Raw genomic sequence first — 24,068 nt, 5'->3', positions numbered from 1 at the left:
GTATCACATTCAATCAGTGATCTTATTCAACTATTTTTCGCTTGAATCTGCGATGGACGAACCCCTTATGCTGGAACAAGAGATAAGTCGACGTCGCCTGTTGCTGGGAGCCGGTTGCCTGCTGGGCAGCTCGCTGATCTCCTTCCCTGCACTGGCCAGCCGCAGTACCACCGGGCGTGAACTCAGTTTCTTCAATCTCAATACCGGCGAGCGGGTGCGCGCCAGCTATTGGGAAAACGGCCACTATCTGAGCGACGGGTTGGCCGAGCTCAACCACATCTTCCGCGATTACCGGCGCAATGAAGTGTTCAACATCGACAAGAAGCTGTTTGATCAGCTGTTTCTGTTGCAGCACAAGCTGGGCCGGCGCAGCGAAATCCAGCTGATCTCCGGCTATCGCGCCCCGGCCACAAATCGCCAAAAGCGCCACAAGAGCCGCGGCGTGGCCAAGCACAGCTACCACACCCTGGGGCAGGCGGTGGATGTGCGGATCCCCGGCGTACAGCTGGCCCATCTGCGCAAGGCGGCGCTCCAGCTCAAGGTAGGTGGGGTTGGTTACTATCCCCGTGATAACTTCGTTCACCTCGATACCGGCCCGGTGCGCAGCTGGTAAAGGGGTTGGCAAACTGCCAAGCTCTTCCCACCAGAGAGGAGATAGCGATGAAAAAGATAGTGATTGGCGGCCTGATCGCCCTGTTGTTGACCGGTTGCAGCAAGCTCAACCGTGAAAATTACGACCAGTTGAAGATGGGGATGAGTTACGCCGAGGCCAGCACCATTCTGGGCAAGGCGGAGCGTTGTGATGATGCCTTGGGCACTACCAGCTGCCTCTGGGGCGGGGAAGGGAAGAACATCAAGATCCGCTTTATCGCCGACAAGGCGACCTTCTTCAGCTCGGAAGGGATTAACTGAGTCGCAGAACGTCCATGAAAAAAGCGCCACTCGGGCGCTTTTTTGTTGCTCGCAATCCAACCCGCTTCGCCAGAAGCTGGCGTACTCAATGGGTCGCGTACTGGTAGTTGAAAGTGGGCAGACCCCACTTGAAGCGTACCGCCAGCAGCCGCAGCACAAAGCCGATCCCGATGGAACCGAACGCGGCCCAGTTGGTCGGCAAGCCCTGATCCAGCGCCAGACAGTAGAGGGCTGCAGTGATCAGCGAAATGGCCGCATAGAGCTCGCGACGGAACACCAGCGGAATGCGCTGGCAGAGCAGATCCCGCAGCACACCGCCAAAGACCCCGGTCACCACCGCCATGATGCAGGCAATACCGGCGCCGTGGCCCATATCCAGCGCTCGGGCCGCACCGAAGATGGAGAAGACCACCAGTCCCAGGGCATCGAGGGCCATGAACAGCTTGCCGAGGTAGCGCATCAGGGGGGCGGAGACCACACCCGCCATCGCAGCTGCCGCAACCAGCAGCACGTATTCCGGATGTTCAATCCAGAGCAGCGGATAGTGGCCGAGCAGCACATCGCGGATGGTGCCACCACCGATGGCCGTCGCCGAGGCGATGATCACCACACCAAACAGATCCATCCGTCGCCGACCCGCGGCCAGCGCGCCGGTCATCCCTTCGGCCACCAGGCCCACCAAGAAGAGTGCATGTAACATGAGATATCCCAGGGAACGAGAAAGGCCAGAATCCTACCAACTCGTGTCATATGGGACAAGCTATCGAATGCATGCATTAATTTAATTCATGCTAAATGCGAAAAAGGCACCGTTTCGGGTGCCTTTTTCTAATCAATGTTCAAGGGTTAGCGCCCCAACTGCTCCTGCCGGTAGTGATCGACCCACATGGCGGTGGCACCACAGATGGCGACTGGCATCACGAAGAGGTTCACCACCGGAATGGCGGAGAAGAGGGTCACCAAAGCGCCGAAGCTGAGGCACTTGCCGCGGCGCTGCTTCAAGGCATCGCGCATGGTGATGAAGTCGATTTTGTGGTTGTCGAACGGATAATCCACATACTGGATCGCCATCATCCAGGCGCTGAACAGGAACCAGAGCACAGGCGCCAGGGTCTGGCCCACCACAGGGATCAGAAACAGGATCAGGCAGCCGATGGCCTTGGGCAGGTAATACTTCAGCTTGGTCCATTCGCGGCCGAAGGTGCGTGGCACATCCTTGACGATATCCAGCATGCCGCTGTCATTGGCAGGCTGGCCGGTGAGGATCTGTTCCACCTTCTCCGCCAGCAGGCCGTTGAAGGGAGCGGCTACCCAGTTGGCGACCGAGCTGAAGATAAAGGAGAAGACCACCAGTATGGTGATGAGGGCGATGGGCCACAGCAGGTAGTCCAGCCAGTCGAGCCAGGCGGGGATCTGCTGATGGAGCCAGGCGAACAGGCCGTCCAGTTGCAGCAGCAGGGCATAGAAGGCCCCGGCAAACAGCACGAAGTTGACCAGCAGGGGGATCAGCACAAAGGTGCGGATGCCCGGTTGGCGAATGAGGGAAAAACCGCGCAGAAAGTAGTCTGCACCGCTGATTGAATCTTTGACCATATGGGGTGATTGGCTCATGTGAGCTCCATCTATGCATGGGAGAACTGCCAGCATATTACAAACAAGCCTTTGATTTGGTAAAGTCGCCGACTATTCCTTATTTCGTGCCGTGGCGACCAAAAATCGGGCATGAATGGGGATGATGCCTGCATATTACAAACAAAGCCGGGTCTGGATTTGGTAAAGTCACCTGCCCGCCTCCTCTTTATTTAGCCACTGATACAGGTCGCCATGCGTCTGAAACTGATCAAACTCGCCGGCTTCAAGTCGTTCGTCGAGCCGACCCGCATCGAACTGTCGGCAGACATGACCGCCGTGGTGGGCCCTAACGGCTGTGGCAAATCCAACGTCATCGACGCGGTGCGCTGGGTGCTGGGGGAGAGCTCCGCCCGCCATCTGCGCGGTGAGAACATGACCGATGTCATCTTCAACGGCTCCATCAATCGCAGTGCGCACGGGCGCGCCTCGGTCGAGCTGGTGTTCGACAATCCCCACAACCGGGTGCCCGGCGAGTTCGGCCGCTTTACCGAGATCTCGGTGCGCCGCGAAGTGCTGCGCGACGGCTCCAACCACTATCAGATCAACGGCCAGAAGTGCCGCCGCAAAGATGTGACCGACCTCTTCCTCGGCACCGGTCTTGGCCCCCGCAGCTACGCCATCATCGAGCAGGGCACTGTCAGCCGACTGGTGGAGTCACGTCCGGCCGACCTCAAGCTCTTTATGGAAGAGGCCGCCGGGGTTTCCCGCTACAAGGAGCGGCGCCGCGAGACCGAGCAGCGCATTCGCCACACTCAGGAGAACCTGGAGCGCCTCGGCGATATTCGCGGCGAGCTGGGTTCGCGCCTTGACCACCTCAAAGCCCAGGCCGAAACGGCCGAGCGTTACAAACAGCTCAAGAGTCGTTCGCGCGCCGCTCGCGCCGAGCTGATTGGCTCCGAGTTGTGGGCGCTGGAAACGCGTCTTGGCGAGGCCAAAACCGAGCTGGCACAGGCCGAGCAGGCGCTGGCGGCGCTCGATGCCAAGCGCACCGCAGATGAGGGGCGCCACGTCACCCTGTCGGTCGCCAGACAAGAGGCGCAAGCCGAGCAGGCGAGCCGTCAGCAACAGATTTTTCTCGGCGGGCAGGCCATCGCCCGTCTCGAGCAACAGCAACTGCACCAGAGTGAACTGGGGCGCGACTGGCAGGCCCGTGCAGAGGCGCTGGGCGAGCGGATCGCCACTCGCAAGGCGCAGCTGGCCAGCCAGCAGGATCAACTGACCGAAGGGGTATTGCGCGCCGAGCAGGAGAGCGCGCGGCTGGAGCAGTGTGAGCAGTTGCTTACTGAGCAGCAGGAGGCCCGCCAGCAGGCCAGCGAGCAGCTGGAGCAGGCTCGCTTGCGCCAGCAGCAGTGGCAACAACAGTTGGCCGGGTTGCAGGGGCAGCTCAACCAGACCCGCACCCGGTTGGGTGGCCTGCAGGAGCTGCAAGCCAAGACCCGGCTGGCGCGCCTCAAGCTGGAAGATGAACGCGCTGGCCCCCTCGGTACAGAGGCCGATGATCTGCAACCGGCCCTCAATGCCCTGAGTGGTGAGCTGGAGCTGACGCGGGCGGCCAATGGCGAGCTGACCGAGCAGCTGGCGCAGGCGGTCGAGGCCCATGAACAACTCAGGCAGCAGCATGGCCAGCAGTTGAGCCTGCAACGGGAGTTGGAGGCGCGGCTGGCGACCCTGGATCAAATCCTCGGCGAACAGATGGAGGGGGCGACCCTGGCGGATCGACTGCAGGTTGCCCCCGAATGGGCACCGGCGCTCGACAAGGTGCTGGGTCGCTGGCTCACCGCAACGCCGGCGGACGAGTGCAATCTGGCGCAAGAGGGGCTCTGGATTGGCCCGGCGCAACCGGCGGTTGCCGGTACGCTGGCGGCGCAACTGGGTGGTGAGCATATTCCTGCCTTCCTCAACGCCATCTGGCTGGTGGAGAGCCGGGAAGCCGCATTGGCTCGCCAGCCAAGCCTTGCGGCCGGTGAGTCGGTACTGACTCCTGCTGGCGACTGGCTGGGGCCAAACTGGGCAGATCTGGGGCAGGGCGGGGCGCTTGGCACCATGGCGCTGCTGGGTGAGCGTGAGCGGTTGCATACCGAGCAGGAGAGGGTTGCCGAGGGGCTGGCACAGCTGAGCGAGCAACTTGTTGCTGCCGATGCCCGGCGCGCCCAGCTTGCCAGTGCGCAGGAGTTGTCGCAGCGAACCTTGCGCGAGCAAGAGCAGAAATGGCAACAACTGCGCGAAGCCTGGAGCCTGCAACAGGGTCAGCGGCAGGAGCGGTTGCAGCGGCTCGGTCAGCTCGGCGAAGAGCTGATCCGGCTTGATCAGGAGCAGGCCGAAGAGGCAGAGCGACTGGCCAGCGCCCGTGAACAACTGGAACTCGATGAGGCGCGCCTTGCCGAGTTGCAGGAGCAGGGGGAGCCGCTGACGCAAGGGTTGCAGGTCGCTCAGGAGCAGTTGACCCGCTGCGAGCGGGCGGTCGACGAGGCCCGTGTACGCCGCGAACAGCAACAAGCGGTCTGCCAGCGTTTGCAAATGGAGTTGGGTAATCTGCGCCAACTCATTACCTTGGGCGAAGAGGAGTTGGCGAGGCTTGGGCTGGAGCTGGCCGGGCTGAAAGGGCCGGATAGCGAGGCCGTGCCGGATCTGGCGCCCCTGCTGGCCGAGCAGCGCAATCTGGAGGCGCAGCAGCTCGCCTGTCATCAACGGCTTGCGGAGCTGGAGCGCCAGCTCGGTGAGCTGGAGCAGGCCAGAAGTGCCGATCACAAGCAGCTGGTGACGTTGCAGGAGAAGCTGGCAACCCTGCGTCTTGAGCGCGAACGCAACCTCACCCGTCGACAGGGGCTGCACGAGCAGTTCGAAGAGCTGGGGGTTCGACTGGTGGATCTCGATCAGGCGATGTTGATCGACGCTGATCGCAGCAAGCTGCGGCAGGAGATCCAGACCCTGGAGGCGCAAGTGGAGGCGCTCGGCGCCATCAACCTGGCGGCGCTGGAGGAGTACGAAGAGGCGAAAACCCGGGCAACCTATCTTGAAAATCAGTGTCAGGATCTCGAGCAAGCGCTGGAAACCTTGAGCCAAGCCATTAAAAGAATTGATAAAGAGACACAAATACGGTTCCGGGACACTTTCGATAAGGTCAACGAAGATTTAAAATCCCTGTTTCCAAAAGTGTTCGGTGGGGGCAGTGCCTGGCTTGAGCTCACCTCCGATGATCTTTTGGAGGCCGGAGTGAGCATCATGGCGAGACCTCCGGGTAAGAAGAATGCTACCATTGCCCTGCTTTCCGGGGGGGAGAAGGCGTTAACCGCGCTTGCGCTGGTTTTTGCCATCTTCAGACTCAACCCAGCACCTTTTTGTCTGCTGGATGAGGTGGATGCACCGCTCGATGAAGTGAACGTCGGTCGCTTCTGTTCTCTTGTCAAAGAGATGTCGAGCACAGTACAGTTCGTTTACATCAGTCATAATAAGGTCTCCATGGAGATGGCTGAGCAGCTGGTTGGCGTCACGATGCAAGAGCCCGGGGTTTCTCGCATTGTGTCGGTCGATATCGGTGAAGCCGTCGCTTTGGCTGAGCAAAACTAGAAAGAGAAGCAGCTAATGCAGGAATTGCGTTACATCTTGGTTGCCCTGGGCGGTATTGCTATTGCGGCATTGCTCATTCACGGGTTGTGGAGCAACAAAAAGAATCGTCAGGCACCGATCAAAGAGAAACCGATTGGACGGATGGACTCCAAGTCGCGGGATCGTGATAACGACGCCTTCGACAGCGATGGCATCGGCCAGGTACGCGTGGTCAGTGGTGGCCGTCGTGCCGAGCCCAAGCTGCGCAGTGAAGAGAGCCGCCAGCCGGAACTCGGTCGTCGCCCTGCCGTCCCCGCCTTTGATGATGAAGATGACGAGGACGATCTGCCGCCGCCCGTAGTGCGCAAGCCTGCTGCCCGCCCGGTTCCGCCGCCTCCTGTCTATGAAGAGGAAACATTCGACGAACCGCTGCCCGAGGAGATCGACGAGGCGCCTGCCGCGCCGGTGCGCAAACCTGCTCAGGTCAATCGTCGTACCCCGGTCTACCGTTCCCGTCCCCAGCGCGAGCCCATGATGCAGTCGCTGGACGACGAGCCGCTGGTCGAGCCCGCCTATGCGACCGCCCCGACTTTTGGTGCCCGTGCAGAGACAGTCCGTACTGCCGACACCGTTCGTGCCGAACCGGTGCGTGCACCCGAGCCGGAATATCAGCCGCAGCCCCGTCATGTGGCTCCCGAGCCTGTTTATGAAGAGCCGGCCTATGTGGCACCTGCACCTGTGGTGGAAGAGCCGCGCATGGCGCCCCAGCCGGTCGAGAAGATCTGGCAGGATGTCTATGTCATCAACCTGATGGGCCGTCCTGGTCACGACTTGCAAGGTGCGACCCTGCTCTCATCCCTGATGGCGTTGGGCTTCAAGTTTGGCGAGATGGATATTTTCCACCGTCACGAAGATCCCAACGGCAAGGGTGAAGTGCTCTTCTCCATGATCAACATGGTCAAGCCGGGTACCTTCAACCCGTACCGGATGGAGCAGTTCACCACGCCGGGTGTCTCCCTGTTCATGCAACTGCCGCTGCGCAGCAATGCCGCGTTTGCCTTCGAGGATATGCTGCAGGCTGCCGATCAGCTGGCCAGCGATCTCGATGCCATGCTGACCGATATGGATCGCAGCCCGCTGAGCGACGAGACCATTGCCCGTTACCGTCACGAGCTGGCTGCCTACGAGGCCAGTCGCGACTAATACGCCATGCGGGTCGAGTGAGGAAAAAGTGCGGTACCCTGGTACCGCATTTTTGTTTCTACCCCGGCCGTATGTTCAATCACACTTCGAGACTTTTTCATGAGCGACACCCTCTCCCGCCACCGTCAATTGTGTGAACTGCTTACCGAATATGGTCACCAGTACTATGTGCTGGATAACCCCACAGTGCCGGATGCCGAATACGACCGTCTGATGCGCGAACTGATTGCGCTGGAGGCTGACCACCCCGAGCTGAAAACACCGGCGTCACCCAGCGTGCGGGTCGGTGGTCAGCCGCTGACCGCCTTCAAACAGGTGCGCCACGAAATCCCCATGCTCAGCCTTGATAACGTCTTTAGCAGCGAAGAGTTGCAGGCGTTCGAACAGCGCATGAGCGATCGCCTCAAGCGTGACGTGCGTTTCACCTTCTGCTGCGAGCCCAAGCTCGATGGTCTGGCGGTGAGCCTGCTTTATGTGGATGGTCAGCTGGTGCAGGCGGCCACCCGGGGCGATGGCGCCACCGGTGAGGAGATCACCGAGAACGTGCGCACCATCAAGGCCATTCCGCTCGCGCTGCGCGGCTCTGGCTGGCCCGATCGGCTGGAGGTGCGTGGCGAAGTCTTTATGCCCAAGGCCGGTTTTGAGGCGATGAACGCCAAGGCGCTGGCAGCGGGCGAGAAGGTATTCGTCAACCCGCGCAATGCAGCCGCCGGCAGCCTGCGTCAGCTTGACTCGCGCATCACCGCCAGCCGTCCCCTGAGCTTTTACGCTTACGGTGTCGGTGTTGGCGGCGAGCAGCTCGGTGGCTCTCACTTCGGTCGCCTCAATCAGCTCAAGGAGTGGGGGCTACCGCTTAGTCCCGAGGTGAAACTCAAAGAGGGGGCTGCCGGTTGTCAGGCGTTCCACGACGACATTCTGGCCCGCCGTGGCGAGCTGCCTTACGAGATCGACGGCGTGGTCTACAAGGTGGATGCCATCGCTCTGCAAGAGGAGCTCGGCTTTGTGGCCCGCGCCCCGCGCTGGGCGACCGCCCACAAGTTCCCGGCGCAGGAGGAGATGACAGAGCTTGAGAATGTCGAGTTTCAGGTTGGCCGTACTGGCGCCGTGACGCCGGTGGCCAAGCTCAAGCCGGTGTTTGTCGGCGGCGTGACTGTCTCCAACGCCACTTTGCACAACGCCGACGAGATCGAGCGCCTTGGCGTCATGGTCGGTGATACCGTGATCGTGCGCCGGGCAGGGGACGTGATCCCGCAGATCGTGGCCGTGGTAGAGGCACAGCGCCCTGTTGATGCGCGGGAAATTCTCTTCCCGACCGAGTGCCCGGTGTGTGGCTCGGCGGTAGAACGGCTGGAAGGCGAGGCGGTTGCCCGCTGCTCCGGTGGCCTGTTCTGCGAGGCGCAGCGCAAGGAGGCGATCAAGCACTTCGCCGCCCGTCGCGCCATGGATGTGGACGGCCTTGGCGACAAGATTGTCGAGCAGCTGGTAGACAAGGGGCTGGTGAAGACTCCCGCCGATCTGTTTAGCCTCAACGCCATCCAGCTGGCCAGTCTTGAGCGGATGGGGCAAAAATCGGCCCTCAATCTGGTGGCTGCCATCGATGCGGCGCGCAGCACCACCCTGCCGCGCTTCCTGTTTGCCCTGGGGATCCGCGAAGTGGGGGAGGCGACAGCGCTCAATCTTGCCAACCACTTCCTCACCCTGGATGCCCTGCGCGCGGCTTCGGTGGAGCAACTGCTCGAAGTAGCCGACGTGGGCGATGTGGTGGCCAAGCATGTCTACTACTTCCTGCGTCAGCCCCACAACGTGGAGGTGCTGGAAGCCTTGCTGGCTGCCGGCATCAACTGGCCAGCCATCGAGAAGAAAGAGGCCGCGGAGCAACCCTTTGCCGGCAAAACCTTTGTGCTGACCGGCACCCTCACCACTTTGTCGCGCAACGATGCCAAGGCGGCACTGCAGGCGCTGGGCGCCAAGGTAGCTGGTTCTGTGTCTGCCAAGACCGATGTGCTGGTCGCGGGGGAAGCGGCCGGTTCCAAGCTGACCAAGGCGCAGGAGCTCGGCATTACCATTTGGACCGAAGAGGAGCTGCAACAGGCGTTGCAGGGCTGATAGCCCTCACCAAGCCTGCTAACCGCAGCACCCGATAAAAGCGAACCCGGCATGGCCGGGTTCTCTTTTTTTGTTTCGGCGGTCACTCACGCCAGAGGATCTTGTGGCGCCATTTGTCGGGCACGGTGAGCTGCCAGCGGGCCAGCTCGCTCTTGCTGAAGACATATTCGCCGCGCAGGGCTGCGCGGGGGGAGATGGTACGGGGCAGGGTGCCCGCCAGTATGGTGTTGATGAGGCTGGCTGCCTGTATCCCCTGATCGTGGCCGTCCAGCACCAGCCCACCGATGGCCATCCCCTTGCCGACGGTAAATTCCCAGAAACAGAAGAGCGGCACCGGCGTGTTGGCGCTGGTCCACTCCAGCACCGTCTTTTCGCTCACATGCTTGCCATTGTCATCGACCAGCGTGTGGTAGAGGCCGAGGAAGATTGCCTGATAGCCGTTCTTCTTGGCGTTGAGCACTGCCTCCTGCCAGAGGCTGTAATCCCCCATCAGCTGGCTGTTGATCCGGGTCTGACCGACCCGCAGCTCGGTCTGGGTCTTGAATTCATCCTCGATGGCGGTGAGGGCCACATTGCTGGAATCAAACAGCACCAGTGCTTTGTCGAGCCCCCCCATCATCTGGCTTATTTCGCTGATATTGCGCTTGAGCAAGGGACGCTCCAGCACGCCGGTGATCTTGGGGTGGCCGACAAAGCCCTTGAGGCGGGGGTTCTCGTTCATGCCGAGAAAGACCACCGGGGTACCCAGCGAGGCGATCTCGTTGGCCAGATAGTTGATGGCGTTGTCATCCCCCAGTACTACCAGATCCGGTTTGCTCTTCAGATAAAAGGCGATGGCTTGCTGGGCGATTTCGTCGAACTTCTCCCGTGGATGGCGTTTGGTATCCATATAGAAGTGGGTGATCTTGTGCTCCCCCTGCAAGCCATCGAGCAGCCCTTTGTTGTAGCTTTGGTCCCACAGGTATTCGGGATGGTAGCTGCTGATCACCAGAATGTTGGCGGCCCAGAGCGGCAGAGATAGAGTGGATAGCAGTAGCAGTAGCAGTAGCAGTAGCAATAGCAGGGAGGTGCGCATGGGTTGTCCCTTGTTGAGGGGGAGAGAGTTCTTGTTCAGTATGGGCCGTGTTGGTTGGCGCTGTCATCTCGAAACCGGTGCGGCGGGGGGCAATTTTTTTCGGGTGGGCGGATCGGACTCCAGCCCGCACTCTGCTTGAGATTGGATTTGAATGGAGCTCTTTTGGGTTGGTCGTGAACTGTCCCGCTCGCTGAAAAACCTGTTCTGGATCAAGAAATGAGGCTTCGCTTTAGTGCCTAATAGACACCACATATAGGGGCGCATTCGTTTTTAATCCCTATATGTTGTGTTATTAAGCTGTGTATAAGCTGTTCCCCTCCTATCTTCAGCCCAGGCTTGTCAAGCCTCGGCTGAATTTATTTGCGTCCAGGACGAGATGCCGGGAGGGGGGCCCAACAAGGGTGAGCCAGAGGCAAATGCCTGGCCTTTTAACGGGGAAAATCCATGAAACCGGTTGTGATCAAACGTGACGGATGTCGCGCACCATTCAATGCCCAGCTGATTGCAGAGGCGGTCAGCCGTGCGGCGGAAGCGGTCAATCAGGCCAATCCGGCACTCGCCTCCCGCATTGCCAATGCGGTGAGTCAGGAGCTGGAAGGGCGTGGTGAAGTTGATATCCACGAGATCCAGAACCGGGTCGAAAACCACCTGATGGCTTCCGACGACAAGGCCATCGCCCGTGCCTATATCGAATATCGCCACGACAGGGATCAGGCCCGCGAGGCGCGCGGCCGTCTGGCGCAGGAGATCCGCGGTCTGGTTGAGCAGACCAATGCCGCCCTGCTCAACGAGAATGCCAACAAAGACTCCAAGGTGATCCCGACACAGCGCGACCTGCTGGCCGGTATCGTCGCCAAGCACTATGCCACCAGCCACATGTTGCCCCGTGATGTGGTTCAGGCTCATGAGAGCGGTGATCTGCATTTCCACGATCTCGACTACTCGCCTTTCTTCCCGATGTTCAACTGCATGTTGATCGATCTGCAGGGGATGCTGACCCACGGCTTCAAGATGGGCAATGCGGAGATCGATACCCCGAAATCCATCAGCACCGCCACGGCCGTGACCGCCCAGATCATCGCTCAGGTGGCGAGCCACATCTATGGCGGCACTACCATCAACCGCATCGACGAAGTGCTGGCCCCCTATGTGACCATCAGTTGGCAGAAACACCGTGAAGTGGCCGAAGAGTGGGGCATTGCCGATGTGGAAGCCTACGCCATGGCTCGCACCGAGAAAGAGTGCTATGACGCCTTCCAGTCACTGGAGTACGAGGTCAACACCCTGCACACCGCCAACGGTCAGACGCCGTTTGTCACCTTCGGCTTTGGTCTGGGGGACAGCTGGGAGTCGCGGATGATCCAGCGCGCCATCCTCAGCAACCGTATCGCTGGCCTTGGCAAGAACAAGAAGACCGCCGTGTTCCCGAAACTGGTGTTCGCCATCAAGGATGGCCTCAACCACAAGCAGGGCGATCCCAACTACGACATCAAGCAGTTGGCGCTGGAGTGTGCCTCCAAGCGGATGTATCCGGACATCCTCAACTACGACCAGGTCGTGAAAGTGACCGGCTCCTTCAAGACCCCCATGGGTTGCCGCTCCTTCCTCGGTGCCTACGAGGAGAATGGCGAGCTGATCCACGAAGGTCGCAACAACCTGGGTGTGGTGAGCCTCAACCTGCCGCGCATTGCGCTGAAATCCCGCGATGAAGCGGACTTCTGGGATCGTCTGGATGCCTCCCTGCGGGTCGCCAAGAAGGCGCTGATGTACCGCATCACCCGTCTGGACGGGGTGAAAGCACGGGTTGCACCGATCCTCTATATGGAAGGGGCTTGCGGTGTGCGGCTGAAGGCGGACGACAACGTCAGCGAGATCTTCAAGAACGGTCGAGCCTCCATTTCCCTTGGTTATATCGGCGTTCACGAGACCATCAACGCCCTGTTTGGTGACAAGGTGCACCTGTTTGACAGCGCCGAGCTGCAACAGAAGGCCATCGCCATCATCGCCCGTCTCAAGGCGGCCATCGACGAGTGGAAAGAGGAGACCGGCTACGGCTTCAGCCTCTACTCCACCCCGAGTGAGAACCTCTGCACCCGCTTCTGCCGCATCGACGCCAAGGAGTTTGGCGTGGTATCCGGCGTGACCGACAAGGGTTACTACACCAACAGCTTCCACCTCGATGTGGAGAAGCAGGTCAATCCGTACGACAAGCTGGACTTCGAGGCTCCCTATCCGCCCATCGCCAGCGGTGGCTTCATCTGCTACGGCGAGTACCCCAATATCCAGCACAATCTGGAAGCACTCGAAAACGTCTGGGATTACAGCTACGACAAGGTGCCCTATTACGGTACCAACACCCCCATCGACGAGTGCTACGACTGCGGCTTTACCGGCGAGTTCGAGTGTACCTCCAAGGGCTTCACCTGCCCGCGCTGCGGCAACCATGACCCGGCCAAGGTGTCGGTGACCCGCCGTGTCTGCGGCTACCTCGGCAGCCCGGATGCGCGCCCCTTCAATGCGGGCAAGCAGGAAGAGGTGAAGCGCCGCGTCAAACATATGTAAGCGCACAGACGATGAAGAGCTGGCCCCTGACTCAAGGGGCCATTTTCATTGGAGGGCGGTAACCATGCCGCTGTCCCGTGAACGAGGCAGGAAACAAACGATGCACTACCACCAATACTACCCGGTTGATGTGATCAACGGCCCCGGCACCCGTGCCACTCTGTTTGTCTCCGGTTGCGAGCACCAGTGCCCGGGTTGCTACAACCAGAGCACTTGGCGGCTCGATGGCGGCAAGCCGTTCGATCAGGCGATGAGCGATCGCATCATTGCGGATCTCAGCGACAGCCGCATCAAACGGCGAGGTCTGTCGCTCTCCGGCGGCGATCCGCTCCACCCTGCCAACGTGCCCCACGTGCTGGCGCTGGTGAAACGGGTGCGCGCCGAGTGTCCGGGCAAGGATATCTGGTGCTGGACCGGCTACCGGCTCGGCGAGCTGTCAGAGGCCCAGCGCGAGCTGGTGGCCTTGCTGGATGTGCTGGTGGATGGCAAGTTTGAAAAGGAGTTGGCAGACCCTGGCCTGCTCTGGCGTGGTAGCAGCAATCAGCAGATCCACGACCTCAACGCCTGGCGTGATGCGGGTGAGCTAATTCCCTGTCTGGTTTGCAGTTGAAGTCCGGGATGTTTATGGTTAGCCCATTCCAATCCTGACGACATTTTTGAAAAGGAGAGCCGAGATGAACAATCTGCTCAAGATCCTGCTGGCCATTTTCCTGCCCCCGGTGTGCGCTTTTATCCAGGTGGGCTTTAGCCTGCACTTTTTAATCAACATAGTGCTGACCCTGATGGGCGGTCTGCCGGGCATGGTGCATGCGCTCTGGCTGGTGGTGAGCGACAAGCGCGGCTGATACCTTCGGCTGGTTAGTGAGCTCATTGACGATAAAAGGGCCAACCTCTCGGGGTTGGCCCTTTTGTTCATGTTCATACGAATACTTTTTCGTTAGGATGGGTGACTGACCAAAAGGGCGCGCGTTGAGCGTCCCGCAGTCCGGCAACAAGCACCGGCAGAGAACAAGGAGCGTTACATGAAGTGGAAAGTTGCAGTATGGTCAGGTCTGGCAGTGACACTGTTGCTGGGGTGCTCATCCCGTCAGGAGATGGCGCACGAGCGTGCTCCGATCGCTATCCCTCTCGAGCAGTTGTCCAGCTACTGGGTTCAGGAGAAGCAGTGGTCATGGCTTGGCAATGACGAGCCCGCCCTGCCGGCCAAACCGGTCAAGGGGTATGTGGAAGTTCGCTATCAAATCGACGCCAGCGGCACGCCGGTCAAGCCGGAAGTGGTGGCGGCCGAGCCCCCCGGCGAGCTGGAGCAGAGCGCGCTGGCAACCCTCTCGCGGATCCGCTACAGCCCGGCAGAGGGCAACCCGGATGCCATACCGGTCGAGGTTACCAACCGCTTCGAAATCGAGATCAACTGATCCCCCATCACTCTGATGCCAGAGAAAGAGAGACCCCGGCCAGGCCGGGGTCACGTTTATTGCTGTTTGCAGTCGTTGTAGGCGGTCTGCCACTCGCCATCCTGATCCCGCAGCTCGACAAAGCCCTCATCCCCCTTGTTCCACCAGACGGCCTCATGTTCGTCTGTATAGCGGGCACCGGAGGCCGAGACGGCTTGGGGCAGGGTGTAATCCTTGCCGTCCGGCAGTGACAGCTTGATAAAGTTGAGGCTCTCGTCGGAGAGGGAGAAGTAGCGCACCTGCACCTTCTTGCCCTGCTCGCACTGATAACTGACCGGTTCGCCACCAGTGACTGAGAGGGTATTGCCCTGATTGCAGCCGGCGAGCAGGCCGAGGGCCAGCGCACCAGCGGCCATCATATGTGCCTTATTCATGATTACAGCTCCATTGGTGTCATACGGGCGTGAGCCTAACAGGTTGCCGTTATTGTGCAATCCGCACGGCCATTCGGTGCGTCGCTGGCTGTCCGGCCTACCGCGCGAGTATGAGGGGGCGCTATCAGGAAGGAATCGTCAATCAGTAGAGGCCAAGTCTGGTTTCAAACTGGCGGATCAGCGTCTCATAGATGCCGTTGTTCTTGATCTTTTGCAGCCCCTGTTCGAACTGTTTGGCCAGCGCTTCCCCTTGCGGGTGGTGGCGGGAAAAGGCGAGCCAGAAGCCATCAGTGGAGAGTTTGCCAACCTTGACCACCTTGCCGGTCAGCTGCTTCTGCTGGATCTTGAGGTAGCCCGGCATGCCGTTCATCAGGATGTAGTCGACCCGGCCGCGCACCAGCATCTCGAGGATCTGGGCATCGGATTTGGCCTGAAAGCGGGTGATTCTGGGGTTCTCCATAAAATCGGTAGGGTAGGTGTAGCCGAGGGTGATGCCCACCCGCTTGCCCTCCAGCGAGGTGAGCTTGAGATCCCGTTGCGGCTCGCTGGCGAGGGCGAAGATGGCAAGATCTTCCTCGAACATGGGGGTATCGTGCCAGTGGTACTGGTAGCGGTTCTCTTCGGTGATAGTGGCGTTGAAGCACCCCGCAAGTTTGCCGCTTTTCGCATCGTGCATGCAGCGGGCGAAGGGGAGGGTGCGAAAGACAATCTCGATCCCTTCGGCGGCGAACACCGCCTTGACCAGCTCAGGCGCCAGTCCGTGGGGCTGGTCATCCTCATTGTCCTTGTCGCGCTCGCAGTAGGGGGCCCAGTCATCTTCGGCACCAATGACAAGCGGGGTGGCCCCGAGCGGGCTGGTAGCCAACAGTACCAGACAAACCAGCCATTTTTTTAACAACGGAACCATAGGTACACCTCATCGACAGCAGCCTTACAAGCATAGCCACACTTCTGCGCTGACTTGTAGTGGCAGGAGTATTGGTGAGGGAGGTAAACGAGGGCGAGAAAAAAAGCCCCGGCAGGCGACGGGGCGAAAGAGAGCTCATCCATGGGCTGACAACAGTGCTTACAACAGGAAATCAATAACCGAAGCGGGTTGCCTCGAAGCGATTGAGCAACCGGTGGACGAGGTAGCAGGCCAGCAGGGTGACCACGATGGCAAACAGTATGCTGCTCACCCGGTAGAGGGCGCTGAACACCAGATCGTTGCCCGGGGTGAGGTACTGGCCAAACAGGATGCCGAGGGTAGTGAGGGCGCCAAAGCCGACCCCCGAGCCGCCTGCCTCCTTGACGTGGGCATGGCTGAACAGCATGGCGCCAAGCCACAACAGTGGAGCGACCAGCAGCAGTTGCCCTGACCAGTCATAGAGCAGCAGCTGGCCGAGCAGGCCGAAGGTGACCCCCAGCAAGGTACCCATCGCCCGTTTGCGGGCATAACTCAGCGCACCGTTCCAGTGCATGGGGAACAGCACCAGCAAGGTCGTGGCCTGGGCAGACATGGAGTCGCGCAGGTCAAACACCTGAAATACCAGAAACGACAGGGTGGCCACAGTGGCACCCAGCAGGGCTTCATGGCGCATCCGGTGCGGTGCCTTGGGGGCCGAGGCTGGCTTGGGTCTGGCCTCCACATCCGGGATCAGCATGGTCATCAGGTAGGCGATCAACACCGACAGCACGCTCGCCCAGATATTGTTGAGGATCAGGTCGTTGAGGTCGGTCTGCGGATAGCTGGCAAAGTGCAGCATGATGCTGAGGCTCAGTACCCCGTTGGCCCCGAACAGAAACAGGCTGCCCCGCGACATGGCGGCGAAGCGGTAGAGAAACAGCAGAAAGGCGATGGGGGTCATCAGCGCCGGATGGCTGCCAAACAGCCCCCCCAGCAGCCCGACCTCCACCCCACAGACCACCGCCGCCGCTATCAGCTGGCGTGCGGCATGGCCATTCATCACCGGCACCATCCCCAGCAGCAGCACAGGCGTGACCGTATAGAAGACCCCGTAATTCCAGCCAAACAGCTTGCAGAGCAGAAAGCCCGTGGTGCAGCCAAAGGCGATGCGCAGGCACTGGCGCAGCTCGTTGCCGGTGAGGGGCCGATACCAGAGGTGGGTGGCAGCACCACCGACGGGGTGGGCTGGGGCAGTATTGGCCGACGGGTGAGTGGCGTGGTTAGTAGACATAATGGAGCAGGCTGAGCAGGTGGATCTGGCCTCGTGCCAGCATGGCGGTCAGGGCATTGTCCGGCAGCAGTTGCACCGTGGCCCGCGCCCCGGCTGGCAGATGATCGGGGAGCTGCTCCAGCTCGAGGTGCAGCCGCATCCGCTGGGCATCCCGTACCCAGCGATCCGACTCCACCGGTGCGGCCAGTCGACCATTGGCATCAAACTGACCGGCGCTCACTCCGGCATCCAGACTGCTCACCCGAGCAGGATAGAGCTGACCCGGTTCGCCATCGAAGGCCACCAGTGCGCGGGTTTGCTCGCCAACATGGCGCAGGCTCTTCTCCCGAAAATCGGCAATGACGTCCACCTGTTCCGACACCAGTGCCAGCAGCGGGCTGCCGGCGCTGGCGATACTGCCCGGCTTGAGCTGCAAGTTGGTGATTGTGCCATCCTGATCCGCGTGGACCTGGCTGTAAGAGAGGGCCAGCTGCGCTTGCGCCAGCTTGTTGCGGGCCTGGCGCAGCAACAGATTATCCTCACCGGTCACGCCACGACTGGCCTTGATCTGGGCCAGTTTGGCCTGACTGGCGCGCAGGTTGGCCTGGGCGCTGCGCAGGGCGCTGTCAGCCTCATCTTTTTGTTGCAGCGAAACCATGTGACGTTGGTACAGCGCATCGATCCGCTCAGCCTCGCGCCACTTCTGGCTGGCCAGCGTCTCTTTGGCGTTGATCTCGGCAACGGCAGCGGTCAGGGCGGCATCCAGTTCACTGTTCTGCTGCTCTGCCTGCGCCAGCGCAAGGCGGGCCTGTTCCACTGCCAGTTCAAAAGGGGCCGGATCCAGCCTGAACAGCAGATCCCCTTTCTTGACCTGCTGGTTGTTGTGAACGGCGACCTCGATCACCTTGCCGCTCACTTGGGGGGCCAGCTTGGTGACCACCCGGGTCGCCATCGCCTGAGGGGTGAGGGGCATCAGCAGGTCGGCTATCAGAAAATAGGCAAACAGGGTGGCAAAGCCAGCCATGGACCATTTGATCCAGCGGGTAAATTGTTGATCCGGGGTCATCTTATTCTCTCTCTGTGTCGGTCTCGGGAGGGCTTGTATCGCCTCCGGCTTGTCGGTCGTGGTGTTGTTCAATTTTGCTGAGGGCGTTGGCCGAGATCCGCTGCACAGTGGCTTCAAACAGCTGCAGGGTCTGCTCGTCGATGCCCCCCAGCAGCTCGCGGCGGATATTCATGATGAGGTCGGCGATCTGATCGAGCAGGGCCTGGCCAGCCGGGGTCACACAGACGATGCGGGCCCGCTTGTCCTGACTGCAACAGTGGCGCTCAATCAGTCCCTGCTCTTCCAGCTGGCCCAGGGTGCGCATCAGGGAGGGGAGCTCGATTTCGAGGGCGTCGGCCAGGGTCTTCTGGCTGACATGGTTCCCCATGCGGGAGAGTTTCCACAGCGCGGTCCAGCGGGGATGGGTGAGGCCAAGGGGAGCCAGCTCCAGGTCGGCGGCAGTACGCCATAGCCGGTGCATCCGCGCTATCTGCTCGGCGAGCGACAGCTCGCGCAACCTTTCCAGATCCGTCATCTTCTCATCCTCAATGTACTTAGCCTGCTAAGTATCATACTTGTTTAGCAGGCTAAGTAAATAGTGTGATGCGTATCATGTTTCTGGTCGGATCTTTCGCTGGTGCGAGCTGGCATCATTCGAGACCCTGATATTATTCTCGGGGCTGATCCACTCGAGGCTCTCTTGCCGATTCGGATATTGCGCCGTGAATGGAGGATATCCGGCGATTATTTTCATGAAATTTTCAGCTTCAGTGAGCAGCTCTTTTTTTATCCGCTAATATTGATGGGGTTATAAAACAAGGGGGGAAACGGGTTGTGGATGGATATGACAGTGGATGTGTGTATCTGGCAATTGAAGCGCTGTTGAGTGATGGAGAATATAGTGCAGAGTCACACCATGGCGTGAATCGGGAAGGCGCAATCAGAAGTACCGATATCAGTCATGATTTTGACCCCGCCAATATTCCATTGCTGTTGGCAGAATAGACCTGACCGTGTGTGATCCTTGTGAGTTCAAGCCAGTGCTCTGGTATTCGCTGGCTTGACTCATCGCTATTTCAATCTCCCCTTTTTGCATCTTCCTCCTCACCCTTTTTCATCGTGCGTGCTTCCTGCACGCTGACTTAAACCCTGATGTAGCATGCCGTGGCACTCGCGTCGTGGCGATGAGGTTGCCCGCTGATTATCACTCACAGGATCTGTGGCGATAAATGGTCGCAGAGCTTGTCATCTGGCTCTGTTATTTCCCCGAAGGGGGAGAGATCATCGCATCGTTATTACTGCTGATCATCCCAATATCCGCCATTGGGTTCGCTCGTTTTATCGCCCTATTTCCTGGTCGAGCAGGGCATCGATGGTCTGGTGTTCTATTGTGCAGCGCACGTTGGCGGCACCATGATGTTTAAGTTTTTAATGTTTTTATATGGCTTTGCAGTCTGGCTAACCGACAGGAGTGAGGGGGATCAATAAAGTAGCGGTCACAATCACACGCAGAGTACATAACAATGAAAAACCTCTCACCCCTACAAACCACACAAGAAAAGGCCGCCTTTATGGGCGGCCAACAAATTGCCGGTATGCCGCTCTTTATATTTCTGGGGTTGGCGACCTGCGTTCTCTTTTCCGGCTGGAACGGCTCGTTGCCGCTGGGCATGGTCGGTGCGCTGGCACTGATGTTCGTGCTGGGCACCCTGCTGACCGAGCTGGGGGAGCGGATCATGCCGATCCGTGAATATCTGGGGGGCGGCACCATCCTCGCCATCTTTGGCGGCGCCGCCCTGTTCGAATACCAGCTGCTGCCGGTGCAGGCGGGGCAGGTCATCACCAACTTCATGAAGGAGGGAGGCTTTCTCAACTTCTTTATCGCCAGTCTGGTGACCGGTTCTGTGTTCGGTATGAGCGGCGCTTTGCTGAAAAATGCCGCCATGCGCTACCTGCCGGTCATTCTTGGCGGCGTGGCGCTGGCACTGCTGAGCGTGGGGCTGGTCGGCTCCCTGATGGGGTATGGCTTCAAGAATGCGGTGCTGCTGATCGGCCTGCCGATCATGGGGGGTGGCATGGGGGCGGGGGCTGTGCCTCTGGTGGAGATCCTCTCCGGCCCGATGCAGATGTCCAGTGCGGATCTCTTGTCGCGCATGGTACCGGCGGTGGTGATCGCCAATACCCTGGCCATTCTGGTGGGCTCCCTGCTGGCGCGCCTTGGTCGCCGTTATCCTTCCCTGACTGGCAACGGCAAGCTGATGGTCAAAGAGAATAGCCAGAGCATTGCTGACGAGCAGGCCGAAGCGCCGACCCTGCAGAGTCTGGGTATGGGGCTTTTCATCAGCACCAGCATGTTTGTGCTGGGTTCCCTGCTCGGCAACTTTATCCCCATGCACCCCTTCGCCCTGATGATTTTGGCCGTCGCCTTTATCAAGGTGAGCGGCTTGCTGCCGCGCCGTTATGAGCAGGCGGCGGCCGACTGGTATCAGTTTGTGGTGAGCAACCTCACTCCCTCCCTGCTGGTGGGGATCGGCGTCGCCTATACCAGTATTCCCGAGCTGATCAGCGCCTTCTCCATCAGCTACTTCGTGCTGGTCATGGTCACCGTGATTGGCGGCGCCCTCGGCGCGGCGCTGGTGGGCCGGATGATCGGTTTCTATCCCATCGAGGCGGCCATCACCGGCGGACTTTGTATGGCCAACATGGGCGGCACCGGCGACGTAGCCGTGCTCTCGGCGGCCCAGCGCATGAAGCTGATGCCCTTTGCCCAGATCTCCTCCCGTCTTGGTGGCGCCGTGATGCTGATCCTGGCTACTGCTCTTATCTCCCTGTTCGCCTGATACAGGATTGAGGAACAAACAAAATGAACGACATCATGATGGGCACCAGCCTGCCCTATGCAGAACGCAAGCGTCAGGGGGTGCGGGGTCGCATGCCCCACAAGGAGGAGTCCCTCTCCCAGCAGCGGCGCCGGATCTACCGATTGGTCAGCGCCATGCAGAGTCCGTTTGACCAGCATCTGCTGCTGCGCCAGCTGCAAGAGGACAACCCTGTGCTGTTCTACGATCTGGTGCGCCACCACCTGCCGGAGCTGCTGCCGATCATCTACACCCCGGTGGTGGGGGAGGCGTGCCAGCGCCACAGCGATCTCTATCTGCGCAGTCACGGCCTCTACCTCTCCTGGCACGACCGGGATGATCTTGACGACATCCTCGAGTCGGTGGAGCAGGAGGTGGACGTGATCGTCATCTCCGACGGTGAGCGGGTGCTGGGGCTTGGCGATCTCGGTATCGGCGGCATGGGGATCTGTATCGGCAAGCTGGCGCTCTACTCCGCTGCTGGCGGCATCAATCCGGCGCGCACCCTGCCGCTCTGTGTCGATGTAGGCACCAACAACCCCGAGCTGCTGGAGGATGACTCCTACCTCGGCTGGCAATCCCCGCGCATTGACGGCGAGAGCTATTACCACTTCATGGACAAGGTGGTGGCCGCCATTCGCAAGCGCTGGCCCCAGGTGGTGCTGCAGTTTGAAGACTTTGCCGGCAAGCATGCCGCCAACCTGCTGACCCGTTATCGGGACGAGCTCTGCATGTTCAACGACGATATTCAGGGCACGGCGGCGGTCGCTTCTGCCTGCGTGCTGGCCGGGTTGCAGCAGGCGGGTACCGCCCTGTGCGATACCCCGGTGCTGATCGTCGGCGCGGGTTCTGCCGGTTGTGGCATCGCCGCCATGCTGGCCCAGCTGGCGGGGAGTCACAACGGCGTCTGGCTGTTTGATCAGGATGGGGTGGTCTGCGCCGATCGTCCCAACCTGACTCGTGCCCAACAGCCGTTTGCCCGCGCCGTTGAGGAGGGGAACAGTTCGCTGTTGGAGACCATCCGTCAGGTGCGCCCGGCTGTGCTGATCGGGGTGAGCGGTCAGGGCGGCCTCTTTACTGGCGAGGTGCTGCAGGCGATGGGGGAGGTGTGCGATCAGCCGGTGATCCTGCCACTCTCCAACCCGACCCGCAGTGCCGAGGCCACCCCCGAGCAGGTGTGGGCCGCCACAGATGGCAGCGCCCTGCTGGCCACCGGCAGCCCCTTTGCGCCGGTGACGGTGGCCGGTGAGCGGCGGGTGGTCTCCCAGTGCAACAACGTCTATGTCTTCCCGGGGATTGGTCTCGGGGCCTGCGCGGTCAAGGCGCGCCGCATCAGCGATGGCATGTTGCTGGCCGCGGTGCGGGCTGTCGGCGCCTATCCGCTGGTGGCGGGCCGGCTGTTGCCCCCCATCGAGCAGGTGGGAGAGGTGGCCCGCGCCGTCGCCAGAGCGGTGGCACTCTGTGCCCGCGAGGAGGGGTTGGCCGATTTTGTCGGCGATCCGGCTCCTTTGATTGACCAGACCTGGTGGCATCCGCACTATTGGGCAGCGTCCTGACGTTTTAAGGTATGTGCATGAAACTTCGCCACCAGTTGGTCACCCTCTCTCTCGGGCTCTCCCTGCTGCTGATCCTCATTCTGGGCAGTCTGCTGGCCCTCTTTATCCGTCATCTGCTGGAGAGCAATCTGCAGGATAAGGGAAGCGATCTGGCACGGGTGATGGCGGCGGATACCCGAGTGGTCGAAGCTCTGCGTCAGGGGAGTGATCCTACCCTGCGCGACTACGTGGAGGCGGTCTGCAACCGCACCGATGCCACCTATATGGTGGTGACCGATGAGCATGGTCGCCGCCTCAGCCACCCCAACCCCGAGCTGGTGGGGCAGAAGTTTCGCGGCGAGGATATCTGGCCCGCGCTGCAGGAGCGGCGCAGCTACTGCTCCAAGGATCGGGGCACCATGGGGCCGGCTATCCGCTGCTTCTCCCCGGTGGTTGGCGGGGATGGGCGGGTCATGGGGGCCGTGGTGGTGGGCTACCTGATGCAGCAGGTGGAGGGCATCTATATGGAGCGGGTGGCCCTGCTCATCTGCGCCATCGTGGCTGTGCTGGGGTGCGGCCTGCTGCTGGCGCTCTGGGTGCAATACCTGCTGCGCAAGACCCTGCTCGATCTGGAGCCGGAGGCGATCGTGCGCCGCTTTACCCTGCAGGATCTGGTACTGGAGCACATTACCGAAGGGGTCATCGCCCTCGATGGCCGCGGCAATATCAATATGATCAACAGTACCGCCAGCTATCAGTTGCGGCTGCCGGTCACCGGGCGCCACGCCCTGCAGGGACAGTCGCTGGCGGAGCTGGTGCCGCCCCTTGCCCCCTGTCTGGAGCAAGAGGGTGGGGAAGTGAGCTTCACCATTCAGGGGGAGTCCTTTGTCGGTCGCTGGCAGGCGGTGCAGGGCAAGGCGCCGGGGCGGCTTCTGATCTTCAGTCGTCCGGAGGTGGCTGCCAGTCTGGGGGTACAGGTGACCCATCTGCGCCAGTATGCCGAGATGCTGCGGATGCAGAGCCACGAGTTCGCCAACAAGCTGAGCAGCCTCTCCGGCTTGTTGCAGCTGGGCCATGTGGATCAGGCGGTGGAGCTGATCCAGCAGGAGAACGAAGCGTGCCAGACCATGCTGCAGGAGCTGCTGCGGCTGATCGACAACAAGCCGGTGGCGGGGCTTATTCTCGGCAAGTTCAGCCGGGCCCGCGAGCTGGGGGTGACCCTGGAACTCGATCCCGATTCGGCGCTGGCGGAGTATCCGGCCTCGGTCTCGGCCGATCTCATTACCCTCATTGGCAACCTGCTGGATAATGGTCTGCAGGCAGCCTGGCGCAACCGCCAGCAGCGGCCGCCCAGGGTGCTGCTCTCCCTGTGCGATGTGGGGCGGCGACTGGTGATCGAGGTGGAGGATAGCGGCGAGGGGGTCGACGAGGAGCTGGCCGATCATCTGTTCGATTACGGGGTGAGTCGCCAGAGCGGCGATCACGGGGTGGGTCTGTTCCTGGTCAAGGAGACCGTGGGTCGGCACGAGGGTGTGATAGAATGGCGGCGAACCGCCGAGCAGACCACCCTGTTTGGTATCTACTTGAATAAAAACCAATTAATGTGAGCC

Annotated in this window: 20 protein-coding genes; 12 read left to right on the top strand and 8 right to left on the bottom strand. The window is 60.6% G+C overall.

All coding sequences use genetic code 11. The annotated features are described in order from the left end of the window. The first annotated feature begins 67 nt into the window (after positions 1–67). Both AB5Y83_RS04760 and AB5Y83_RS04755 read left to right on the top strand, forming a co-directional pair. On the top strand, positions 68–613 hold the full coding sequence (locus AB5Y83_RS04760; protein WP_005338458.1) for a DUF882 domain-containing protein: 546 nt from the start codon (positions 68–70) through the stop codon (positions 611–613). Positions 614–660: 47 nt separating this feature from the next. Further along, positions 661–912, top strand: coding sequence for a hypothetical protein (locus AB5Y83_RS04755; protein ID WP_005338457.1), 252 nt, complete (start codon positions 661–663; stop codon positions 910–912). A gap of 85 nt (positions 913–997) precedes the next feature. On the opposite strand, the gene AB5Y83_RS04750 is transcribed toward AB5Y83_RS04755, so the two are convergent. Together AB5Y83_RS04750 and cysZ are read right to left on the bottom strand one after the other, a co-directional pair. Then, entirely contained in the window at positions 998–1,612 is a 615-nt protein-coding gene (locus AB5Y83_RS04750; protein ID WP_005338456.1) for a trimeric intracellular cation channel family protein, read from the bottom strand. Between the two features lie 146 nt (positions 1,613–1,758). Then, positions 1,759–2,523: a sulfate transporter CysZ gene (cysZ, locus tag AB5Y83_RS04745; RefSeq protein ID WP_005338455.1), complete on the bottom strand. Its 765-nt coding sequence runs from the start codon at positions 2,521–2,523 to the stop codon at positions 1,759–1,761. A 213-nt stretch (positions 2,524–2,736) separates the two neighbouring features. Here cysZ and AB5Y83_RS04740 point away from each other — a divergent pair, with 213 nt between their 5' ends. The 3 genes from AB5Y83_RS04740 to ligA all read left to right on the top strand — a co-directional run bounded on the left by AB5Y83_RS04740 (position 2,737) and on the right by ligA (position 9,399). After that, positions 2,737–6,111: an AAA family ATPase gene (locus tag AB5Y83_RS04740; protein ID WP_368174781.1), complete on the top strand. Its 3,375-nt coding sequence runs from the start codon at positions 2,737–2,739 to the stop codon at positions 6,109–6,111. Positions 6,112–6,126: 15 nt separating this feature from the next. Next, entirely contained in the window at positions 6,127–7,293 is a 1,167-nt protein-coding gene (gene zipA / locus AB5Y83_RS04735) for a cell division protein ZipA (RefSeq protein WP_021229154.1), read from the top strand. Positions 7,294–7,392: 99 nt separating this feature from the next. Next, complete coding sequence (gene ligA / locus AB5Y83_RS04730; protein ID WP_368174780.1) at positions 7,393–9,399, top strand: NAD-dependent DNA ligase LigA; 2,007 nt, start codon at positions 7,393–7,395, stop codon at positions 9,397–9,399. An 82-nt stretch (positions 9,400–9,481) separates the two neighbouring features. Here the strand turns inward: ligA and AB5Y83_RS04725 are convergent, their stop codons facing one another. Then, positions 9,482–10,474, bottom strand: coding sequence for an ABC transporter substrate-binding protein (locus AB5Y83_RS04725; protein ID WP_368174779.1), 993 nt, complete (start codon positions 10,472–10,474; stop codon positions 9,482–9,484). Positions 10,475–10,918: 444 nt separating this feature from the next. Here AB5Y83_RS04725 and nrdD point away from each other — a divergent pair, with 444 nt between their 5' ends. The 4 genes from nrdD (at position 10,919) to AB5Y83_RS04705 (ending at position 14,451) form a co-directional block, all read left to right on the top strand. After that, complete coding sequence (gene nrdD, locus AB5Y83_RS04720; protein WP_164537488.1) at positions 10,919–13,036, top strand: anaerobic ribonucleoside-triphosphate reductase; 2,118 nt, start codon at positions 10,919–10,921, stop codon at positions 13,034–13,036. Positions 13,037–13,136: 100 nt separating this feature from the next. Continuing rightward, the gene (nrdG, locus tag AB5Y83_RS04715) at positions 13,137–13,646 is read left to right on the top strand and encodes an anaerobic ribonucleoside-triphosphate reductase-activating protein (protein ID WP_368174778.1); all 510 of its coding nucleotides are present in this window, start codon (positions 13,137–13,139) and stop codon (positions 13,644–13,646) included. A gap of 64 nt (positions 13,647–13,710) precedes the next feature. Continuing rightward, a complete protein-coding gene (locus tag AB5Y83_RS04710) occupies positions 13,711–13,881 on the top strand; it encodes a YqaE/Pmp3 family membrane protein (RefSeq protein ID WP_005338440.1) in 171 nt (56 codons plus the stop codon). Positions 13,882–14,058: 177 nt separating this feature from the next. Next, positions 14,059–14,451 (top strand): TonB family protein, encoded by a 393-nt coding sequence (locus tag AB5Y83_RS04705; protein ID WP_368174777.1) that lies wholly within the window; start codon positions 14,059–14,061, stop codon positions 14,449–14,451. A gap of 56 nt (positions 14,452–14,507) precedes the next feature. Here AB5Y83_RS04705 and AB5Y83_RS04700 read toward each other — a convergent pair whose 3' ends face one another. The 5 genes from AB5Y83_RS04700 to slyA all read right to left on the bottom strand — a co-directional run bounded on the left by AB5Y83_RS04700 (position 14,508) and on the right by slyA (position 18,600). After that, positions 14,508–14,864 carry an MliC family protein gene (locus tag AB5Y83_RS04700; protein WP_005358851.1) on the bottom strand — a complete coding sequence of 119 codons (357 nt, stop codon included), beginning with the start codon at positions 14,862–14,864 and terminating at the stop codon, positions 14,508–14,510. 142 nt (positions 14,865–15,006) lie between these two features. Beyond that, positions 15,007–15,771: an ABC transporter substrate-binding protein gene (locus AB5Y83_RS04695; RefSeq protein WP_118854192.1), complete on the bottom strand. Its 765-nt coding sequence runs from the start codon at positions 15,769–15,771 to the stop codon at positions 15,007–15,009. A gap of 172 nt (positions 15,772–15,943) precedes the next feature. Further along, a complete protein-coding gene (locus AB5Y83_RS04690; protein WP_204797096.1) occupies positions 15,944–17,041 on the bottom strand; it encodes a DUF2955 domain-containing protein in 1,098 nt (365 codons plus the stop codon). After that, a complete protein-coding gene (locus AB5Y83_RS04685) occupies positions 17,031–18,086 on the bottom strand; it encodes an HlyD family secretion protein (RefSeq protein WP_040066685.1) in 1,056 nt (351 codons plus the stop codon). The genes AB5Y83_RS04690 and AB5Y83_RS04685 overlap by 11 nt, the downstream gene beginning before the upstream one ends. A gap of 1 nt (position 18,087) precedes the next feature. After that, complete coding sequence (slyA, locus tag AB5Y83_RS04680; protein WP_368174776.1) at positions 18,088–18,600, bottom strand: transcriptional regulator SlyA; 513 nt, start codon at positions 18,598–18,600, stop codon at positions 18,088–18,090. Positions 18,601–19,588: 988 nt separating this feature from the next. Between slyA and AB5Y83_RS04675 the strand changes: the two genes are divergently transcribed. From AB5Y83_RS04675 to AB5Y83_RS04665, 3 genes are read left to right on the top strand one after another with little or no spacing between them, the layout of a single operon-like run. Continuing rightward, positions 19,589–20,905 carry a 2-hydroxycarboxylate transporter family protein gene (locus tag AB5Y83_RS04675; protein ID WP_335844209.1) on the top strand — a complete coding sequence of 439 codons (1,317 nt, stop codon included), beginning with the start codon at positions 19,589–19,591 and terminating at the stop codon, positions 20,903–20,905. Between the two features lie 23 nt (positions 20,906–20,928). Further along, positions 20,929–22,479: an NAD-dependent malic enzyme gene (locus tag AB5Y83_RS04670; RefSeq protein WP_204483951.1), complete on the top strand. Its 1,551-nt coding sequence runs from the start codon at positions 20,929–20,931 to the stop codon at positions 22,477–22,479. A gap of 17 nt (positions 22,480–22,496) precedes the next feature. Further along, on the top strand, positions 22,497–24,065 hold the full coding sequence (locus AB5Y83_RS04665; protein WP_069526286.1) for a sensor histidine kinase: 1,569 nt from the start codon (positions 22,497–22,499) through the stop codon (positions 24,063–24,065). The last annotated feature ends 3 nt before the right edge of the window (positions 24,066–24,068 follow it).

This window comes from Aeromonas sp. R5-4 (assembly GCF_040908215.1).
Classification (GTDB): Bacteria; Pseudomonadota; Gammaproteobacteria; order Enterobacterales; family Aeromonadaceae; genus Aeromonas; species Aeromonas veronii.
The sequence above is the reverse complement of the archived record's forward strand: the minus strand, read 5'-3'. Positions and strand labels throughout refer to the sequence as shown.

Bases quoted from the DNA above. Each gene is read 5' to 3' on its own strand.
- AB5Y83_RS04760 (WP_005338458.1), top strand. From the start codon at position 68: ATGCTGGAACAAGAGATAAGTCGACGTCGCCTGTTGCTGGGAGCCGGT.
- AB5Y83_RS04755 (WP_005338457.1), top strand. From the start codon at position 661: ATGAAAAAGATAGTGATTGGCGGCCTGATCGCCCTGTTGTTGACCGGT.
- AB5Y83_RS04750 (WP_005338456.1), bottom strand. From the start codon at position 1,612: ATGTTACATGCACTCTTCTTGGTGGGCCTGGTGGCCGAAGGGATGACC.
- cysZ (WP_005338455.1), bottom strand. From the start codon at position 2,523: ATGAGCCAATCACCCCATATGGTCAAAGATTCAATCAGCGGTGCAGAC.
- AB5Y83_RS04740 (WP_368174781.1), top strand. From the start codon at position 2,737: ATGCGTCTGAAACTGATCAAACTCGCCGGCTTCAAGTCGTTCGTCGAG.
- zipA (WP_021229154.1), top strand. From the start codon at position 6,127: ATGCAGGAATTGCGTTACATCTTGGTTGCCCTGGGCGGTATTGCTATT.
- ligA (WP_368174780.1), top strand. From the start codon at position 7,393: ATGAGCGACACCCTCTCCCGCCACCGTCAATTGTGTGAACTGCTTACC.
- AB5Y83_RS04725 (WP_368174779.1), bottom strand. From the start codon at position 10,474: ATGCGCACCTCCCTGCTATTGCTACTGCTACTGCTACTGCTACTGCTA.
- nrdD (WP_164537488.1), top strand. From the start codon at position 10,919: ATGAAACCGGTTGTGATCAAACGTGACGGATGTCGCGCACCATTCAAT.
- nrdG (WP_368174778.1), top strand. From the start codon at position 13,137: ATGCACTACCACCAATACTACCCGGTTGATGTGATCAACGGCCCCGGC.
- AB5Y83_RS04710 (WP_005338440.1), top strand. From the start codon at position 13,711: ATGAACAATCTGCTCAAGATCCTGCTGGCCATTTTCCTGCCCCCGGTG.
- AB5Y83_RS04705 (WP_368174777.1), top strand. From the start codon at position 14,059: ATGAAGTGGAAAGTTGCAGTATGGTCAGGTCTGGCAGTGACACTGTTG.
- AB5Y83_RS04700 (WP_005358851.1), bottom strand. From the start codon at position 14,864: ATGAATAAGGCACATATGATGGCCGCTGGTGCGCTGGCCCTCGGCCTG.
- AB5Y83_RS04695 (WP_118854192.1), bottom strand. From the start codon at position 15,771: ATGGTTCCGTTGTTAAAAAAATGGCTGGTTTGTCTGGTACTGTTGGCT.
- AB5Y83_RS04690 (WP_204797096.1), bottom strand. From the start codon at position 17,041: ATGTCTACTAACCACGCCACTCACCCGTCGGCCAATACTGCCCCAGCC.
- AB5Y83_RS04685 (WP_040066685.1), bottom strand. From the start codon at position 18,086: ATGACCCCGGATCAACAATTTACCCGCTGGATCAAATGGTCCATGGCT.
- slyA (WP_368174776.1), bottom strand. From the start codon at position 18,600: ATGACGGATCTGGAAAGGTTGCGCGAGCTGTCGCTCGCCGAGCAGATA.
- AB5Y83_RS04675 (WP_335844209.1), top strand. From the start codon at position 19,589: ATGAAAAACCTCTCACCCCTACAAACCACACAAGAAAAGGCCGCCTTT.
- AB5Y83_RS04670 (WP_204483951.1), top strand. From the start codon at position 20,929: ATGAACGACATCATGATGGGCACCAGCCTGCCCTATGCAGAACGCAAG.
- AB5Y83_RS04665 (WP_069526286.1), top strand. From the start codon at position 22,497: ATGAAACTTCGCCACCAGTTGGTCACCCTCTCTCTCGGGCTCTCCCTG.